This is a genomic window from Amycolatopsis sp. YIM 10 (genome assembly GCF_009429145.1).
Classification (GTDB): Bacteria; Actinomycetota; Actinomycetes; order Mycobacteriales; family Pseudonocardiaceae; genus Amycolatopsis.
Map to the genome: position 1 here is coordinate 3,993,321 of NZ_CP045480.1, position 14,422 is coordinate 4,007,742.

General features: G+C 70.9%; 18 protein-coding genes. 5 read left to right on the forward strand and 13 right to left on the reverse strand.

The genetic code is table 11. The annotated features are described in order from the left end of the window. Positions 1–69 precede the first annotated feature (69 nt). Genes YIM_RS19280 through YIM_RS19300 form a run of 5 tightly spaced genes read right to left on the reverse strand, consistent with a single transcriptional unit; the run spans position 70 to position 4,227 of the window. Positions 70–639: a hypothetical protein gene (locus tag YIM_RS19280; protein ID WP_153031681.1), complete on the reverse strand. Its 570-nt coding sequence runs from the start codon at positions 637–639 to the stop codon at positions 70–72. Continuing rightward, entirely contained in the window at positions 636–2,027 is a 1,392-nt protein-coding gene (locus YIM_RS19285) for a hypothetical protein (protein ID WP_153031682.1), read from the reverse strand. The genes YIM_RS19280 and YIM_RS19285 overlap by 4 nt, the downstream gene beginning before the upstream one ends. After that, positions 2,024–2,821, reverse strand: coding sequence for an ABC transporter ATP-binding protein (locus tag YIM_RS19290; protein ID WP_153031683.1), 798 nt, complete (start codon positions 2,819–2,821; stop codon positions 2,024–2,026). The genes YIM_RS19285 and YIM_RS19290 overlap by 4 nt, the downstream gene beginning before the upstream one ends. A 27-nt stretch (positions 2,822–2,848) precedes the next feature. Then, entirely contained in the window at positions 2,849–3,676 is an 828-nt protein-coding gene (locus YIM_RS19295) for a zf-HC2 domain-containing protein (RefSeq protein ID WP_153031684.1), read from the reverse strand. Beyond that, the gene (locus YIM_RS19300; RefSeq protein ID WP_228004827.1) at positions 3,673–4,227 is read right to left on the reverse strand and encodes an RNA polymerase sigma factor; all 555 of its coding nucleotides are present in this window, start codon (positions 4,225–4,227) and stop codon (positions 3,673–3,675) included. The genes YIM_RS19295 and YIM_RS19300 overlap by 4 nt, the downstream gene beginning before the upstream one ends. A 145-nt stretch (positions 4,228–4,372) precedes the next feature. Between YIM_RS19300 and YIM_RS19305 the strand changes: the two genes are divergently transcribed. Both YIM_RS19305 and YIM_RS19310 read left to right on the forward strand, forming a co-directional pair. Then, a complete protein-coding gene (locus tag YIM_RS19305; RefSeq protein ID WP_153031686.1) occupies positions 4,373–5,665 on the forward strand; it encodes an MFS transporter in 1,293 nt (430 codons plus the stop codon). 73 nt (positions 5,666–5,738) lie between these two features. Continuing rightward, positions 5,739–6,953, forward strand: a complete 1,215-nt coding sequence (locus YIM_RS19310) for a diguanylate cyclase (protein ID WP_194240214.1) — start codon at positions 5,739–5,741, stop codon at positions 6,951–6,953. 53 nt (positions 6,954–7,006) lie between these two features. Here YIM_RS19310 and YIM_RS19315 read toward each other — a convergent pair whose 3' ends face one another. From YIM_RS19315 to YIM_RS19325, 3 genes are all read right to left on the reverse strand, one after another. Further along, positions 7,007–7,405 (reverse strand): helix-turn-helix domain-containing protein, encoded by a 399-nt coding sequence (locus YIM_RS19315; RefSeq protein WP_194240215.1) that lies wholly within the window; start codon positions 7,403–7,405, stop codon positions 7,007–7,009. A 207-nt stretch (positions 7,406–7,612) separates the two neighbouring features. After that, positions 7,613–8,083, reverse strand: a complete 471-nt coding sequence (locus YIM_RS19320) for a hypothetical protein (protein ID WP_153031689.1) — start codon at positions 8,081–8,083, stop codon at positions 7,613–7,615. A 63-nt stretch (positions 8,084–8,146) separates the two neighbouring features. After that, entirely contained in the window at positions 8,147–8,593 is a 447-nt protein-coding gene (locus YIM_RS19325) for a MarR family winged helix-turn-helix transcriptional regulator (protein WP_153031690.1), read from the reverse strand. A gap of 58 nt (positions 8,594–8,651) precedes the next feature. Between YIM_RS19325 and YIM_RS19330 the strand changes: the two genes are divergently transcribed. Beyond that, positions 8,652–9,035, forward strand: coding sequence for a DUF5313 family protein (locus YIM_RS19330; protein ID WP_153031691.1), 384 nt, complete (start codon positions 8,652–8,654; stop codon positions 9,033–9,035). A 238-nt stretch (positions 9,036–9,273) separates the two neighbouring features. Here YIM_RS19330 and YIM_RS48610 read toward each other — a convergent pair whose 3' ends face one another. Next, positions 9,274–9,489, reverse strand: a complete 216-nt coding sequence (locus YIM_RS48610; protein ID WP_194240400.1) for a hypothetical protein — start codon at positions 9,487–9,489, stop codon at positions 9,274–9,276. 134 nt (positions 9,490–9,623) lie between these two features. Beyond that, positions 9,624–10,343 (reverse strand): TetR/AcrR family transcriptional regulator, encoded by a 720-nt coding sequence (locus tag YIM_RS19340; RefSeq protein ID WP_153031692.1) that lies wholly within the window; start codon positions 10,341–10,343, stop codon positions 9,624–9,626. Between the two features lie 79 nt (positions 10,344–10,422). Here YIM_RS19340 and YIM_RS19345 point away from each other — a divergent pair, with 79 nt between their 5' ends. Further along, a complete protein-coding gene (locus YIM_RS19345) occupies positions 10,423–11,889 on the forward strand; it encodes a carotenoid oxygenase family protein (protein WP_153031693.1) in 1,467 nt (488 codons plus the stop codon). 70 nt (positions 11,890–11,959) lie between these two features. Continuing rightward, on the forward strand, positions 11,960–12,463 hold the full coding sequence (locus YIM_RS19350; RefSeq protein WP_153031694.1) for an SRPBCC family protein: 504 nt from the start codon (positions 11,960–11,962) through the stop codon (positions 12,461–12,463). Here YIM_RS19350 and YIM_RS19355 read toward each other — a convergent pair. The 3 genes from YIM_RS19355 to YIM_RS19365 all read right to left on the reverse strand — a co-directional run bounded on the left by YIM_RS19355 (position 12,423) and on the right by YIM_RS19365 (position 14,304). Then, positions 12,423–12,845: a hypothetical protein gene (locus YIM_RS19355; RefSeq protein WP_153031695.1), complete on the reverse strand. Its 423-nt coding sequence runs from the start codon at positions 12,843–12,845 to the stop codon at positions 12,423–12,425. The genes YIM_RS19350 and YIM_RS19355 overlap by 41 nt on opposite strands. Before the next feature lie 87 nt (positions 12,846–12,932). Next, entirely contained in the window at positions 12,933–13,703 is a 771-nt protein-coding gene (locus YIM_RS48615) for a hypothetical protein (protein WP_194240216.1), read from the reverse strand. Between the two features lie 4 nt (positions 13,704–13,707). Further along, complete coding sequence (locus YIM_RS19365; RefSeq protein ID WP_153031696.1) at positions 13,708–14,304, reverse strand: hypothetical protein; 597 nt, start codon at positions 14,302–14,304, stop codon at positions 13,708–13,710. Between the last annotated feature and the right edge of the window lie 118 nt (positions 14,305–14,422).

A 14,422-nucleotide genomic window follows, 5' to 3' on the forward strand; every position in this document is an offset into this window, starting at 1 on the left:
TCCTCGTGAATGATTTACACCCGGTCAGTCCCCTGGAATGACGTTCGCGGTTTGTGTTTGTGGTGTGGATCACAGAACGCGTCGCGGGCCGAATATCGTGTAACCGGTGACACCGAGGACGGTGGCGAGCAAAGCCGTTGCCAGCGCGGCCTTCCCGTCCGCGGGCTGGATGAGCCAGGCTGCGGGCGGGACGCCGGAAATGCCGGGAACCACGGCCAGAACCAGCGAGAGAAAAGGCAGGGACCAGCCGAAGGAAGCGCCGAACAAGGTCACGCCCAATGCGAGCATTCCGACCTGCCCGATGGTGTCGCGCAGGAGTACTTCGGCGGGTATTCCGGCGTCGGAAAAGAAATCGAGCGAAAAGGCCGCGCCGACGGTCACCGCGGTGAGCGCGGCGAGGTGCGCGGCTCTTCGCGGTGGCCAGGGCAGCGACGCCGTGCGGTCGAGGTCGTGGTCCTGCCCGGCCAGTCCCGGCGAGGCCGCGGTCACGCCGAGCGTGGTCACCACGAGAATCCCGAGCAGCCCGATTCCCCCGGACCACACCAGATTTCCCAGCCACAGCGGCACCAGCGCGATCACCGGGGCGAGCAGCGGCACCGCGAGACGGCGGCTGCGGGCGTAAAGCACGGCCCAGCTCACCGCGCGCCCTGGGTCAGGATCGCCCACATGCTGCCCTCGCAGCTCAGCCCGGCGTCGCGGGCCGCGGCCACCCGGCGCACCTGTTCCTCGCGGGGCAGCGAAAACAGGGTGCCGCGGGCGAATTCGGCCTGCTCGGCGTACCGCGCGAGGTACTGGCGGGGCAGGGTGACCGGGCGAGCCGGACCGTCGGCGAACCAGGAGGCCACCGCCAGCCGCGCGCTCGTTTCGTGCTCGTCGGCCTGCTCGAAGGGGACGGCGTAGTCACCGCACGGCAGGGTGCCCGCGCCCATCAGCATGGACAGCCGCAGCCGCGCCGGATCGAGCCCGTCGTCCTCGGCGAACCGGGTCTCCCCGTCGTTGAGGTCGACCTGCAGCACACCGGACGGCCGGGGGAGCGATCCCAGTTCGTCATTCCGCAGATCGGGTACTTCGGTGACGGAGACGGGCGCGTTCGGCAGCACCGCCAGCTCGGCCAGCACCTGCCGCGCGGGACCGGTGAACTGGCTCAGCAGCAGCGAATGCGCGGTCGTCACGCACACCTCGGCCCCGGCGTGGTCACAGACCGGCGCCGCCGCGGCCACGTCGTCCGGATAGGCGGCAGCGCGCTCGCCCGGCAGTACCACCAGCGCCAGCGCGATGCCGGCGAGTGCCGGCAGCGCGGCGAGTGCGCGGAGCTTCGGCCGCACGGTCAGCAGCGTGAACCCGGTGACCGCCAGCCCGCCGAACCACAGCAGTTGTCCGATGTGGACGGAGAGGGCGACGGTGGTGTACGCGGTGTCCGGCCCTTCCAGATTCGGGGAGAGCAGCGTGAGCCGCAGCGGGAACTCCTCGCCCGGATCGGGCGAGGGCATCAGGAAGATCAGCAGCGCCAGCGCGGCGACCGCGCACACCGGCGGGGTCACCACGTACGGCAGCAGGTGCCCGGTGGCCATGCCCAGCAGCGCGCCGGCCACCGTGGCGAGCAGCCCGACCAGCAGCGCGGGCACCCAGGCCGCGGTGAAGTACCCCGTGCCGCCCGCGACCTGGACCGCGCCGACGGCGAACGGCACCAGCGTGGCCACCACCAGCGTCAGCGCCACCGCGCCGGTCAGCACGGCCACCTGGTGCCAGGCCGGGCGCGGGGTGGTGGCCAGCAGTTCGTCCATTCCGGACCGCCGCTGCCGCGTGCCCTGCCAGGCGCCGAGCCCGGTCACCACCGGCCAGGTGAAGATCAGCAGTTCGCGCAGCCACAGGCCCAGCCCGTTCCACTGCCCGGTCCACGGCGCCGAACCGTGGACCCACGGGCCGGTCAGCCCGAACAGCAGGCCCAGCGTGAGCGCCAGGAAAACCAGGCCGGTCCAGGGCGCGCTCGAGCGGCGCAGTTCGGTGCGCAGCACGCGGGCGGTCATCGTGCCTCCCGGTGCCGGGCCAGCAGCGCGGTGTACCCGCGTTCGCTGGGACTGTCCCCGATGTCGGTGGCCGAGCCCGCCGCGGCGAGTTCGGCGGCGGTGCCCTGGAAGGCGAGCCTGCCCTCGTCGACGAGCACCACCGAGGTGCACGCGGCGGCCACGTCCTCGACCAGGTGCGTGGACACCACCACGCAGGTGTGCGTGCCCAGTTGCTGCAACAGTTCGCGGAACTGCATGCGCTGCGCGGGATCCAGGCCCGCGGTGGGCTCGTCGAGCAGCAGGATGTCCGGATCGTTGACGATGGCCTGCGCGATCCCGGCCCGGCGCACCATGCCGCCGGACAGCGTTTTCATCCTGGCGTCCGCCCGGTCGGCCAGGCCGACCCGCTCGATCGCGTGCTGCACCAGATCGGGCACCCGCGCCTTCGGGACTTCCTTGAGCCACGCCAGGTACTCGACGAACTCCCGCACGGTGAACCGCCGGTAGTAGCCGAATTCCTGGGGCAGGTAACCGATCCTGGACCGCAGTTCGCGCAACCGCGTGCCGCGTCCCGGCGTTCCGCCGAGCAGTTCCAGCCGCCCCGACTCCGGGCGCAGCACGGTGGCCAGCGCCCGGATGAGAGTGGTCTTTCCCGCCCCGTTGGGCCCGAGCAGACCGTGTACTCCCGGCCCGAGCCGCAGGTCGAGCCCGTTCACCGCGAGCCGTCGCCCGGCCCTGACCCGCAATCCGGTGGCGTCGATCTCCCAGGCGTAAGCCGCGGGCGCGGTCTCCGCCGCGGTCACCACGCGTGCCATCGCATTCCTTCTCTCATTCGTCTTCTCTCAATCGCCCGCAGCCGGAGCGGATCCGCCCGGCGAGACCAAGGTGAACGAACTTCCGCGCAGCACCAGCACGACCGCGGCGAGCGCGGCCACCCCGATCCACAGCGCGGGATTCCACGCACCGAACAACTCCGGCGGCTCGTCACCGATCACCACCGGCGGGGCGAACCCGGCCAGCCACGCGCCGGCCACGGCGACCGCGGCGCGTTCCACGCCGAAGAGACTGCCCAGCGCGAGCGCGACCAGCGTGCAGGCCAGCCCCGGCAGCAGCCACAGCAGCGGGGAGGTGCCCACCAGCAGGCTTTCCGCGCCGAGGACCGGCAGTACCAGCACCAGCACGGTCAGCGTCCGGCGCAGCAGCAGGAACAGTCCGGCGCGCGGGGACGCCGTGGTCAGCTCGTACATCGGATCGAGCGAGGCCGACCAGGCCGCGGCCACGCCGAGCACCGGGACCACCGGCGCCAGCAGGAACAGCACCGAATCACCGTCCGGCGTCCCGGTCCACTGGCCGAGGAAGGTGGCCACCACGGCGATCAGCGTCGCGGCCGTGAGCCACGACAGCATCGCGGGCGGCAGCCAGCGCGCCAGCCGGCTGCGGAGCCGCCGCGCCGGGGCCGGGGTGCTCGCCGCGAGTTCCGGTTCCATCGCCGACCACACCGCGGTGATCGTCGCGGTGACCGTTTCGTCGTTCACCTCGGCGAGCCGGGCGCGGCAGGCCGCACAGTTCTCCAGATGCGCTTCGAGCGCCCATTCGGCTTCCGGCGCGATCTCGCCGCCACGCACGTAGCGGCCGATCAGCTCGGCGGACGCGTGGTCCCGGTCGGTCACGACAACGCCTCCCGCATCACGACCCGCGCGCGGCGCGCCCGGGTCTTCACCGTTCCTTCCGGCAGGCCCAGCAGGTCGGCCGTCTCCCGCACGGACAGCCCGTCGAGCACCATCGCCCGCAGCACCTGCCGCAGTTCCGGGGCCAGCCGGTCGAGCGCGGCCCCCAGTTCGCCGCCGACCTCCCCGGCCAGCGCCTCCTCCTCGGCAGCCGGCGTGGTCGCCGGTTCGGCCGCGGCCGGTGGCGGCTGCGCGTGCCGCGCCCGCCGGCGGAAGGCGTCGACCAGCCGCCGGGCGGCGATGGTCCACAACCAGCCCGCCGCACTCCCGTCTGCGCCGTCGACCGTCGCCCCGGCGAACCCGCCCGCCGCCCGCCACACCGCGACGAAGGTCTCCTGCAGCACCTCGGCGACGATCTGGTCGTCGGCGCAGCGGCGGCGCAGGCGCACGGTCAGCCAGGGCGCGGTCCGGCGGTAGAGCACCTCGAAGGCCGCCCGGTCGCCTCCCGCGACCAGGCGGACCAGCTCGGCCTCGTCCGCTTCCTCGATCCCCACGCTCACCTCCCGCCAGACGCCGGGACCACCGCCGCTGGTTCTCGACCATCAGTGAGCTGGGTCACAGTCGTATGTATAACGACGAATACGGCGCCGCTCTTGAGTCGGTTATCGTAATTAACCGGGCACGGAGAGGCAGGGAACGATGAGCGGGCGGAGCGGATCTTCCAGCATCCTCGCGCCCCTGCGGGTGCGGGAGTTCCGCGCGCTCTGGTTCGCCGAACTGCTGTCGGTCGCCGGTGACCAGCTGGCCAGGGTCGCGCTCGCGGTGCTGGTCTTCGACCGGACCGACTCGGCCCTGCTGACCGCGCTCACCTACGCGCTGACCTTCGTGCCGTCGGTGCTCGGCGGCTTCCTGCTTTCCGGCCTGGCCGACCGCTTCCCGCGACGCGCGGTACTGGTGGTGACCGACTTCCTCCGCGCGGGCATCGCGCTGCTGATGGCGGTGCCCGGCCTGCCGCTGCCGGTGCTGTGGGCCTGCGTGGCCCTGCTGAGCGTGGCTTCCGGACCGTTCAAGGCGGCGTCGATGGCGCTGTTGCCGCACGTCGTGCCGGGGGAGCGGTACGCGCAGGCGCTGGCATTGCGGCAGGTGACCGGGCAGAGCGCGCAGCTGGCCGGATTCGCCGGTGGTGGCGCGCTGCTCGTCGTGCTCGAACCGCACCTCGCGCTCGGCCTGAACGCGCTCACCTTCCTGATCAGCGCGATCCTGGTGCGGTTCGGCGTCCGGCACCGGCCGTCTGCGGTGTCGCAAGTGGACACGGCCGAGGGGAGTGGCGGCACCGACCGCCGCAAGCTGGTCGTCCTGTACGCGCTGGTGTCGCTGATCGGGTTGTACGTCGTTCCGGAAGGACTCGCCGCGCCCTATGCGGACGGCCTCGGCGCCGCAGCGGTCGGCGTCGGCCTGCTGCTCGCCGCCGATCCGCTGGGCAGTGCGGTGGGGGCGTGGCTCGTCGCGCGGTTCCGGATCCCGGCGTCGCCCGGCATCGCGGCCGGTCTGGCCGCCGCGGGCGGGGTGCCGCTGGTGTTGTGCGGCCTCGCGCCGGGGCTGGTGTTGTCGATCTTATGCTGGGCGGCGTCGGGTGTTTTCTCGACGGCGTATCTGCTCCAGACTCAGACGATGGTGGTGGAAGCGGTGCCGGACCACCGGCTCGGCACGGTGATGGGACGAATGGCGACGGTCCTCTACTGCTCACAGGGCGTAGCCGTGCTGCTCGCCGGACTGGCCGCCGACGCGGCCGGTCCGGTAAGGGTGATCGCGGCCGCCGGAGCGCTCTCGGTGATATCGGCGGCCGCGATCGGTTTCGGTAACGGCCGGGTCCGCCCCCGGCGCGGGGGCGGACCCGAATTCACGGCTCACCAGTCTTTGTTACCCATGGCGGGGACCTCCTCACAGCGAATGGACTGCCGGGACGCAAGCGCACTCAGTATGAAGGTTTGAGGTTCACCGGATGACCGATCAGTCAGTTGCCGCTTCCCCTGGCAAAAGGCCCGGGAACTGGAAAGTGTGGACATTGCCGCGGCCCGTGCTCGGATATGTGCTCGGTGTGGAACTCACCGCGTTGGCGGCGGTGGTTTTCTCGCTTTTCCGGCCGCCGGGCGGCACCGAGTTGGTACTGGCCGCGGCGCTGATCGCGCTGGGCGTGACCTCGGCCGAGGTGACCCGCGGGGTCGAGCGGATGCGGCGCCAGTTCGCCGACGCGCCGCACGTGAACATGACCTCGGTCTGGACCATGGCCGCGGCACTGCTGGTGTCACCGGCACTGGCCGCCGCGGTGACCGTGGTGCTCTATCTCCACCTGTGGTGGCGCAGCTGGCGCGAGGTCGCCGGAATGCACGCGTTCCGGGTGGTATTCAGCGCTTGTGTGGTGATCTTGTCGTGCACCGCGATCTCGCTATTGACCACTGTTTTACCGGGCGGCGGAATTTCCGGTTTCGCCCGGCCGGAAGGACTGTTCGCGATCATCGCGATCATCGCCGTTTACTGGCTGGTGAATTCCGCGTTGGTGGCGATGGTCATCTTCCTCTCGCGCGGGGAACGCTCGATCCGGCGGCTGGCCGGGGCGTGGAGCGAGAACAGCCTGGAGATCGCCACGCTCTGTGTCGGTGTGCTGGTCGCGGCGCTGGCACTGTGGCGGCCGTGGCTGGTCGTGCTGGTGCTGCCGCCGTTGTACGTGCTGCACCGGAGCGTGCTGGTGCGGCAGCTGGAGTACGCGGCCACCACCGATCACAAGACCGGGCTGCTCAACGCGTCGAGCTGGCACAGCTTCGCCGCCACCGAGTTCGAGCGGGCGCGGCGCACCGGGACCGAGATCAGCGTGCTGATGGTCGACCTCGACCACTTCAAGCACGTCAACGACGAACTCGGGCACCTGGTCGGCGACCAGGTGCTGCGCGCGGTCGCCGACCTGATGCGCGCCGAGGTCCGGCGCTACGACCTGTGCGGCCGGTTCGGCGGTGAGGAGTTCGTGGTGCTGCTGCCGGAGACCGGCGTGGCGGGCGCGGCGGAGGTCGCCGAACGGATCCGGGTGGCCATCCGCGAGCACCGCATGGACGAGGCCGCGGTCGGCGAGCGCGCGGCGCGCCTGAGACTCACCGTCTCGATCGGCGCCGCCGCCTGCCCGCAGGCGGGCGACTCGGTCGAAGACGTGCTGCTGGCCGCGGACAACGCCCTGTTCGCCGCGAAGAGCGCGGGCCGGGACAAGGTCCTGTCCGTCGGCCTGCCCTGACGGTTCCGGGCACGCGGCGGCCTCGGCCGCGCCCGGGTGTGTCCGGGTCGATGTCAGCCCGGGTGGCCGGTGCCGATGTTCAGTTTGCGCAGCGCGGCCGCGTCGCCGCCCTCTTCGCTGTATTCGTGCGCCCACTCCAGCAGCGGCCGCACCGCGCGCAGCAGGGCGCGGCCCTTCGGCGTCAGCCGGTACCAGACCGAGCTGAAGTTCCCGGTGCCCGCGCGCCGCTCGATCAGGTCGTGCTCGCGCGCCCGGCGGAGGGTGTCGGTCAGCACCCGGTCGGACAGCGGCCGCCGGGTGGCGTCGCCGGCGGAGCGGCGTTCGTTGTCGTTGATCGTGGCGAGCAGATCGGTGTACTGCGTCTCGCGCAGCGCGAGGGTGGCCAGCACCGCGATGGTCCACCGGCCGCGGATGACCGCGACGGCGTCGTTGAGCCGCTGCTGGTATGACACGTCGAACTCCGCCACCGCCCCAGCTAACACGATCGGCGCCGCGGCCCGCCGCCCGGTTGCCGCCAAACGGGTGACAAGCGCCCCACTGAGCCCTCCCTCAGTGGGCGCCTTACCTTCCCCTCAGCCGGTCGGCACCCGGTATCCAGTGAGGTGGCGCCAGGAGCGGACTGCCTGGCGGCGCAAGGAACGGCGGCGGCCGGGTGCCCATCATTCGGGGGGCTGATGGGATCGCAGACATCCGGCCGGCCGCCGTTCGGCGAACACCTCCTGAGCGCCGCGAGCGCCCACAACTCCAGCCGCGCCGCTCTCGCCGGCAGGCCCGACGGCGCCGACTGCGCCGACACCGCCGACGCTGCCGTTCTCGCTGACAGTGCCGTAGCCGCCGACTTCGCCGTACTCGCCGTTTTCGCTGACAGTGCCGTGAGCACCGACTGCGCCGTAGCCGCCGACAGTGCCGTTCTCGCCGTGGACCTCGACCCGCCTGCCCAGCCCCGCGGCGATCTGCCTGCTCAGCGTCCGCAGGTCGTCCTGGAGCCGCTCCAGTTCGCGGGAGTGCTGGTCGAGCCGTCTGCCGTGCCGGGCGAGCTGGCGGCCGTACTGGCCGATCTGGGTCCGCAGCCCTTCGAGTGACTCGACGGGCGCGGCCGGCTCTCCCTGGTCGGCTTCGGGGTTCGTCATCAGCGGGGACCTCGCAGTGGAACGGTCGCAAATCAGCCGATGAGTTCCCCGCGGCCCCCGGTCCTAAACCCGGGTCGCCTCGATGACCTTGGTCAGCACCGCGTGCAGCTCCTCCAGCTCGCCGAGTTCCATGCCCAGCTGCTCGACCACGCGGTACGGGATCTTCTCGGCCTCGGCCCGCAGCGCCCGCCCGGCCGCGGTCAGCTCGACGACCAGCTCGCGCTCGTTCCCGGAGTTCCGCCGCCGGGTCAGGTACCCGATGCTCTCCAGCCGCTTCAGCAGCGGCGACAGCGTGGCCGAGTCGTGCCGCAGGGTGGCGCCGAGGTCCTTGACCGTGCGCGGCGAGCTGTCCCACAGCGCCAGCATCACCAGGTACTGGGGGTGGGTGAGCCCGTGTGGTTCGAGCAGCGGGCGGTAGATCGCGATGACCGATCTCGACGCGATGGACAACGCGAAGCAGACCTGCCGCTCCAGGGCGAGCGGGTTCGGTCCCAGGTCGATCTCGGCCACGGTGTTCCCTCCGGCACACTAATGGTTAACGCACTAACTGTTAGCGTACGCTACGGCCATGCGGAAGCGACCGAATCCGGTGCTGTGGCTCTGGTACGCGCTCGGCGGCAGGCTGCCCGACCGGCATCGCGAGTGGGTACTGCACGACGTCACCGCGAAGACCTGGATCCTGCGCCACGGCGCGCGCAGCACGGTGCTGATCCTGCCGCTGGTCTCGGTGTGGCTGCTGCTGCCCGGCCCGCTCGGCCTGCGGTTGTCGCTGGTGCTGATGGCCGCGCTGGTCGGGTACTTCTACTCCTTCGCCTACGTCGAGGAGAGCGGCGAGCACCGGCTCGCCAAGCACGGCTACCCGCGCGGAACCGGCAGGCGCCTTCGCGCCGAGGCCAAGGAAGCCGCCGAAGCCGAAGTCACCCAGCGGTATCTGGCGCGATACCGGGAATGACCAGAACTGGCGCGTGGCGCTCCGTTGAGGTGGTGGTGGGCGACGGGTGGGCTAGCACTCCCTCACTTGGAGGGTGTTTGGGGCTTGTCGCTGCGGGACGTGAAGCCGTGTCGGAAAATAGGACTATGGCAGTGCGTGAGGGGAAGCAGGGGACGGACGAAGAGCCGACGCCGATCTACGATTCGGTGGCGGGCGACAAGCTTGCCACCGACTCCGACCGGTCGGATGACCAGCGGCGTCAGGCGGGGGACAAGACTTCGTAGAGATTGCCGGTTTCGTCGGTGAAGAACAGGCCGCGCGGGCAGAGCGGGTGGTCGATGCGCCCGTTGTCCGGTTCGCCGGGCTCACTGCCGCAGGGCACGCCGCCCGCTCGCGGGCGCTCCAGGATCCCGTCGAAGGTCGCCGGGTCCACGTCGAAGGCCAGGTGGTGGCCCTCGGCCGAATCCGTGCTCATGAAGTCGAGGGTGAGCTGCTCGTTGACCTTGACCGGCGCGAAGTGCCGGTGCGGGCCCTCGTCGGCCAGGCCCGTGACCTCGGCGAAGAAGCGCGCGGCCCGTTCGTCGTCCCGTGCGGGAACGATGGTGTGGTTCAGCGAGATCGGCGCTGCTCGATCAGTGCTTCGATCCCGTCGAGAATGCGGTTCAGGCCGAACTCGACGTCCGTTTCCTGCATGCCCTGCTCGCCGTAGTCCGCCCCGCTGAGCACCGCGGCGACCCGTGGGTAACCATGCTCGCGCAGGAGCGGCTGCAGGAACTCGTTGAGCACCTCCTGCTCGCTCTCGCGGACGTCGCGGACCAGGGCGGCCGTGCTGCGGACCCAGCCGTCGACCAGCAGCACGCAGCCGAGCGCGTCGCTGGCGCCCAGGCCGGAGTCCGCCATCGCCTCGAGAAAGACTTCCAGCCACCGCAACATGTTCGGCGTGGTCGGCCCGCCGCGCACCGGTAGCTCGATCAGCCACGGGTGCCGGCGGCAGCGGTCGAGCTGGGCGTGCGCCCAGGCGGTGACCGCGGTGCGCCAGTCGCCGGTCAGCGGTTCCGGCGGCGGGCCCCATCCCGCTTCGGCGACCAGTACCAGCAGTTCTTCCTTGGACCGCAGGTACCGGTAGAGCGCGTTCGCGGTGATGCCGAGGCGTTTGGCGATCGCGGGCATGGACAGGCCTTCGAGGCCCTCGGCGTCGGCCTGCGCGACGGCCGCCTCGACGATCTGCGCCACGCTGTAGGCCGGTTTCGGCCCCCGCCGGGGTGCCGGGGTGTAGCCCCAGGCCAGTGCGGTGCCGGGGGGCAGCGACTCGATCCGGTCCTCGTTCACCACCACATCCTTGCATTTCGAACTGGTAAAGCCATAAACTGTTCGTATCATACACAGTTAATCGTCAGGGGGATCGGTCATGACGGAACCGAGCAGGCGGAACGTGCTCCGGGGAGCGGCCGGCCTGGCCGTGGGCGGTGCCGCCGCGACCTCCGCGCCGCCCGCGCTCGCCGGGGAAGCCGCGAGCGCCACCACGGAGAGCCACCCGTTCCTCGAAGGCGCGTTCGCGCCGGTGCGGGAGGAGGTGACCGCGTTCGACTGCAAGAGCACCGGCCACATCCCGCGGGAGCTGAACGGGCGCTACCTGCGCACCGGGCCGAACGTGCTCGGCCTGGAGGACCCGCGCGCGCACCACTGGATGCTGGGCGAGGGCATGGTGCACGGCGTCCGGCTGCGCGACGGCCGTGCCGAGTGGTACCGCAACCGGTGGGTGCGCTCGTCGGGTGTCGCGGCGAAACTGGGCGAGCCGTACCCGTGGCCGGTGCCCGCTCAGGACTTCGCGCCCAACACGCACGTGATCAGCCACCACGGCCGCATCCTCGCGCTGCAGGAGAGCGGCCCGCCACCGTACGAACTGGACGGTGAGCTGAACACGCTGGGCCCGTACGACTTCGGCGGTTCGCTCGACGGTGCCTACACCGCGCACACCAAGTTCGACGCCCGCGCCGACGAACTGCACGCGATCACCTACTTCCCCACCTGGGACCACGTGCGGCACCTGGTGGTCGACCGCGGCGGGCGGGTGACGCGGACGCGGCGCATCCCGGTCGCCGGCAACCCGATGATGCACGACTTCGCGCTGACCGAGCGCCACGTCGTGGTCTTCGACGTGCCGGTCACCTTCGACCCGCGGCCGGGCAAGGTGGTGCCGTACAAGTGGAACCACGACCACCCGGCCAGGGTCGGCGTGATGAAGCGCTCGGGTGGGCCGGTCCGCTGGTTCGGGGTGGACCCGGTTTTCTATTCGCACACGCTCAACGCCTACGAGCACGGTTCCTCGGTGGTGGTCGACCTGACCACCATGCCGGCGCCGTTCGAGGTGTCCGGGAAGCTCGGTTACGGCGGGCCGTCGGCGTCCGGTCCGCCGGTGCTGGAGCGCTGGACGATCGACCTGGCGCGGGGCGCGGTGCGGCGGCGGGTGCTCGACGACCGGCCGCAGGAGTTCCCGCGGGTGAACGAAAGCCTGGTCGCACGGCGGCACCGCTACGGGTACACGGCCTCGCCGGGTGACCTGCTCGACGTGTACCTGGACAAGCCAGCCAACACCTTCGGCAACGCGCTGATCAAGCACGACCTGCGCGGTGGCCGGTCGGAGGTGCACCGGTTCGGTCCCGGCGAGACGGCCAGTGAGGCGGTTTTTGTGCCGTCGGCGGGGAGCAAGGCGGAGGACGACGGGTACGCGCTCGCCTTCGTGAACAACCCCGATCGCGGGGCGTCGGATCTGGTGATCCTCGCGGCGCAGGACTTCACCGCGGAACCGCTGGCGCGGATCCACCTGCCGAAGCCGGTGCCGCTGGGTTTCCACGGCAGCTGGGTGGCGGACTGACGCTCTCGGAAATTGCGGACTCCGGCGGCGCGGGTTGTCCCGTGCCGCCGGGGCTGGGACCGTTTTCCCCGTGGAGCCCAGCATTTCGCGCAGTGTCGAGATCGACGCCCCGGTGACGGCCGTGTGGGCGCTGGTCACCGATCTGCCGGGAATGGGCCGGTTCAGCCCGGAGAACGCGGGCGGGTACTGGGTGGCCCCGGCGACCGGCCCGGCGGCGGGTGCCCGGTTCCGCGGCACCAACCGCAACGGGGCCAGGGAATGGCGGACGCGGGTGCGCGTGGTCGCCTGCGAGCCGGGCCGCCGGTTCACCTTCGACGTGCGCACGCCGTTCGGGGTGCGGGTTTCGCGCTGGTCCTACGAACTGACCCCGGCGGGTGACGGCTGCGTGCTCACTGAGCACTGGTACCGGGTGGGGAACTGGTTCATCCGCCGAGTGATGGGGCCGAGGGTGACCGGCCGGGCCGACCGGCCCGGCTTCAACACCCACTCCATCGAACACACCCTGCGCGCGGTCAAGAAGCACGCCGAGCCGGTCACTCCGGCAGCGCGGCCCGCCCGGCGAACCACTCCCTGACCTCGGCCTTCATCAGCGACTGCAGCACCAGGGCGCCGAGCACGAGCGACAGGATGCCGGTCGGCACGGCGCCCTGGGCCAGGGTCATCAGCAGGCCGAGCGCGCCGCTGGCCACGGTGATCCATTCGAAGACCAGCGCGGTGGTGCGCACCCACGGCAGCCGTTCGTGCAGTTTGACCGCGCAGACCAGCAGCGGCAGGGCGAACAGGATGGACGCCAGGCCCAGCAGCAGCGGCGCGGTCAGGTCGTCCCCGGCGTCGAGCGAGACCACCATCGCCACGATGATCAACCCGCCGATGATGCTGAGCAAGGACTGGACGTACAACACGACGCGAGTCTGGCGCAGCACCTTGGGCAGGCGCTTCGGCGGCTGGACGGTCATCGGCTGGCTCCGCTTCGTCGGGGGATCGGCCCACGATTCTTAGCAGGTTTTCGCCGGGAAACCCGTCCGGTGACAGGAAAGTGACTTTTACGCGCTGAGCAGCTGGTGGAAGAAGGAGCGATACTGGCGCAGGGCCTGCCGCAGATCCTCGGTGGCGACTTCGCCACCGCGGCTCCACTGGCCCTCCAGCTCGCTCTTGTGCGCGGCGAAGGTGGCGGCCAGCGACTGGATCACCTTGGCCACCAGCTCGTCGGCTTCGCGGACCGCGCGCTGCGGGTCGTCGACGAAGGCGATCTGGATGGTCTGCCAGTCGTCGCGGTACCGAGCCACCTCGTCAGCGCCGAACAGCGGCTGGCTTCGCTCTTCCCCGGACGTTGTCTTGGCCGCTGCGGTTTCGGGCCCTGCGGGTTCGGGCGCGGTGGATCCGGCCGCTGCGGTTTCGGAGGCCGTGGATCCGGTCGCTGTGGATCCGGGGGCCGTGGACCCGGGCGCTGCGGTGGATCCGGGGGCCGTGGCTTCGGAGGCGGTGGTTTCGGGCACCGGCGCCAAAGTGCCCGCCGAGCCCGCGGTTTCCGCCTTGCCGGTCGGGCCGGTGGTTCCCGCCGTGCCAGTCGAGGCCGTGCCGGTCGAGCCTGTGGTGCCCGCGGTTTCCGCCTTGCCGGTCGTGTCCGCGGTGTCCGCCGGGCCGGTGGTGTCTCCGGTGCCCACCCAGCCGGTGGTGCCGGCGGTGTCGGTTGTGCCCGCGGCCGTGGTGTCGGTGTTCGTCTGGCTTGCTCTGTCCATATCAGACTTTCGAGTCTTGCTTGAGTCGTCGGGCAACAGGTCCTTGGTGCTCAGCTTCTCCTTGCGGTCCGTCATTTTCCTACCTGCCGTTCCGTGCGTCGTGGCGTTCGCGGGTAGTGGTTTCGTCGCTGTCGTCCGTCTCCGCGTCGTCGCCGAGCAGGTCCTCGAAAACGGTGCGGTAGCGGACCATCGCGTCCCGCAGGTCCTCTGTGGACTGCTGCTCGTGGTCGTGGCCGACCATGGTCTCGTGCGCGCGCCGGTAGTGGTCCAGCGTCTTCGAGTGACGTACCGACAGATCGGCGAGCTGCTGGTCGTACCCCTCCGTGGGGTAACCGCGCTCGGCCATCAGCTCGGTGAGCAGCCGGTCGGCCTCGGCCACCGCGGGCGACGGGCGATCGACGAACTTCGCCTGGATCTGCGCCCATTCCCGCGTGTAACGTTCCTTGGCCTCCGGCGAAAGCGGCCGGATGTCGAGTTCGTGGTGCCGTTTCTCCCGTGCGGCCAGTTCACGCTGCGCCGCGCGCGGACTGTCGTGGTCGGCGACCGCCCGCTCGTACTCGGGACCGAACCGCCGTTGCAGACGCTTCCGCTGCAGTTCCTGCATGACCAGCCAGGCCACCGCGCCCGCGATCACGACCGCGGCGATGACGATCAGCACAACCACCCATGTGGGCATCGAATTCTCCTAGCCTCTGGTGAGCTGGACCCCCGCGGCAAAGGAATGCCCCCATTTCGAAATTAGGAAACCCTTGCGGCACAACAGGTTCTGGATCTTGGGCCAACTGGCGGCACCG